This window comes from Streptococcus infantis (assembly GCF_001579645.1).
GTDB classification, from domain to species: domain Bacteria; phylum Bacillota; class Bacilli; order Lactobacillales; family Streptococcaceae; genus Streptococcus; species Streptococcus infantis_E.
Window position 1 is genome coordinate 663,666 of sequence record NZ_KQ970818.1, and the last position, 2,591, is coordinate 666,256.

Below are 2,591 nucleotides of genomic sequence, written 5' to 3' on the forward strand. Positions count from 1 at the left end.
GCCTCTTTTGTATATTTATTTTTATCTGAAAATTCAAACCATATTTTTAGTAAGTGATAAGTCCTTTTCTTTAAGCTTAAAGTTTTTTAAACTTTTTCTTAAAGAAAACTGATATAAGGTATCTTTAAGCAGTATTCTGTATAGTTATACCATCATCAAAGAAAGAGGTGTCGATATGAACTACATAGTCATTCCAGCTTATCAACCAGATAAGCAACTTATCAAACTCATCGAAAAAATTCACGAAAAGAGTGATTTTCATATCCTAGTTATCGACGACGGCAGTTCATCAGAGTGCCAAAAAACCTTTGATAAAGCTGAGCAATATGCCACAGTACTCCGTCATGAAATTAATCAGGGGAAAGGACAAGCTCTGAAAACAGCCTTTTCTTATATCCAAGAACAAAACATTTATGGTACGGTTGTCACAGCAGATGCGGATGGCCAGCACAAGGTTTGGGATATTTTCCGTACAGCCAATAAGGCTTCCGAAAATCCAAATAAGCTAATTTTGGGTGTACGTGCCTTTTCTGGAAAAGTTCCCCTTCGTAGCCGTTTTGGTAATAGCTTAACCAAAGCTCTCTTTAAGCTTCAAACAGGAGTAGGAGTAACAGATACGCAAACAGGACTTCGTGCCTTTACGACAAACCTGATACCTTTTATGTTAAAGATAGAAGGTCAACGTTACGAATATGAAATGAATATGTTGCTTGAGGCGACTAAAGAATACCAGATTTTAGAAGTGCCGATTGAAACCGTCTATATTAATGATAATGAGGCTTCACACTTCCGTCCAATTCAAGACGGACTCATGATTTATAAAAATATCTTTAAATTTGCCTTATCATCTCTCAGTAGCTTTGTTGTAGATTATATCGTTTACGCCCTAGCAATCTTGATTTTGCCGACAGTTCCGACGAGTCTACGAATCTTTCTAGCAAACGGACTAGCCCGTGTAACTAGCTCTATTTTCAACTATTCTACAAATAAAAAACTCGTCTTTAAAAACGACGATAGCCTTGTGAAAACAGGAATGGGATATTTTGGTCTAGCAGTCGGACTCTTTGTCTTAGACACGCTACTGATTCGTCTCTTCTTTACAGTCTTTGGTATCAACCTTCTAATCGCTAAAGTTATTGTTGGGATCCTTCTCTTTGCTGTCTCTTGGACAGTGCAGAAGAAATTCATCTTTAAGGAAAGGACATCAACTGTATTATGAAATTTTTAAAGAAACGCTATGCTTACGCCTCAGTTCTTGGCCTACTCTTGACAGGATCCTTTAGTTACTCAATGCTAAAGACCTTTGTCCTTGCTGAGACAATATCAACAGTCGCTACAACCAGCAAAAGTTCCAATGCTGCAGCAGCAAGTCAAGCTGCTAAGACAGCTACGATCACAGACTCCAGTTATAAAGATGACAATATTTCTATTAATTTGACTGAAACGACTGTCAATAATACGCAAGTCTACGTTGCAGATGTTATTCTGAATTCATCAGATTATCTAAAAACAGCCTTTGCACAAAATGCCTATGGGACAAACGTAACTGCAAAAACCTCTGTAACTGCAGCTGACAACAATGCTATTTTAGCGGTAAATGGGGACTACTATGGTGCTAACTCAACAGGCTATGTTATCCGTAATGGAGTTGTTTATCGTGATACTGTTCGTGAAGATTCTAGTAATGGCGACTTAGCTATTTATAAAGACGGCTCTTTCAAGGTTATTTACGAAGATCAGATTTCAGCTGAGCAACTTGTTAATGATGGTGTCGCCAATCTCTTGGCTTTTGGACCAGCCTTGGTGAAAAATGGTGAGATTGTAGTTGATACCAATACAGAAGTAGGACAGGCCATGGCATCAAATCCTCGTACAGCTATTGGTATTATCGATGAAAATCACTATATTATTGTTGTTTCAGACGGACGTACCTCTGAAAGTGAAGGTCTTTCTCTTTATCAGCTTGCTGAGATTATGAAATCTTATGGAGCAAAAACTGCCTACAACCTTGATGGTGGTGGATCATCGACACTATATTTTAACGGTCAGGTTATCAATAAGCCAACGACTGGAGGAAACAAAATTTCAGAAAGGGCGGTGAGTGACATTGTCTACATCGGTTACTAATCTTGGCAAAAAACGTTTTAAAAAAACAGTCATTTCTTATACACTAATCTCTATTTTCTTCTTTGCATTTTCTAGAATTTACGAAGCTTTTAGTTTTGGAGAAACTTCTGTTCATATGCACTATTTGTTTGCAGCACCTCTTGTCGGGGGAATTCTACTTGCAATCTTTCTCAAGGTTCTTCCACATTTCTCTCGTATCAGTCTAAATCTATGGAATTCGGCAGTAGCAACTATTACAGCAGGTACACTATTCCGTGGAATTGTTAATCTCTCAGGACGTTCTACAACCTTGGATGCACCCTACTGGTATGTTGGGATAAGTTTTGCAATACTAGCAATCATTACTATTTTTATCAATCCAAACCTTTGGAAGAATAATGCTAGCAAAGTAACTAAAACGAAACGAAAAGAGATCTATGGTCAGGCATAATTTTATAAAAAGTAGTCGTTCAAGCTTATGTTCG

At 37.6% G+C, this 2,591-nt stretch carries 3 protein-coding genes; all 3 read left to right on the top strand.

From position 1 onward, the window contains the following. The first annotated feature begins 175 nt into the window (after window positions 1-175). Genes SINDD18_RS03165 through SINDD18_RS03175 form a run of 3 tightly spaced genes read left to right on the top strand, consistent with a single transcriptional unit; the run spans window position 176 to window position 2,557 of the window. Window positions 176-1,219, top strand: coding sequence for a bifunctional glycosyltransferase family 2/GtrA family protein (locus SINDD18_RS03165; protein WP_061863040.1), 1,044 nt, complete (start codon window positions 176-178; stop codon window positions 1,217-1,219). Then, window positions 1,216-2,127 (top strand): phosphodiester glycosidase family protein, encoded by a 912-nt coding sequence (locus SINDD18_RS03170; protein WP_061863041.1) that lies wholly within the window; start codon window positions 1,216-1,218, stop codon window positions 2,125-2,127. Before SINDD18_RS03165 ends, SINDD18_RS03170 begins: the two co-directional genes overlap by 4 nt. After that, on the top strand, window positions 2,108-2,557 hold the full coding sequence (locus SINDD18_RS03175) for a hypothetical protein (protein ID WP_081108254.1): 450 nt from the start codon (window positions 2,108-2,110) through the stop codon (window positions 2,555-2,557). Before SINDD18_RS03170 ends, SINDD18_RS03175 begins: the two co-directional genes overlap by 20 nt. Window positions 2,558-2,591: the final 34 nt, after the last annotated feature.

What these genes read in the sequence shown, in the direction of transcription:
- SINDD18_RS03170 (WP_061863041.1), top strand. Translation starts at nt 1,216, where the DNA reads ATGAAATTTTTAAAGAAACGCTATGCTTACGCCTCAGTTCTTGGCCTA.
- SINDD18_RS03165 (WP_061863040.1), top strand. Translation starts at nt 176, where the DNA reads ATGAACTACATAGTCATTCCAGCTTATCAACCAGATAAGCAACTTATC.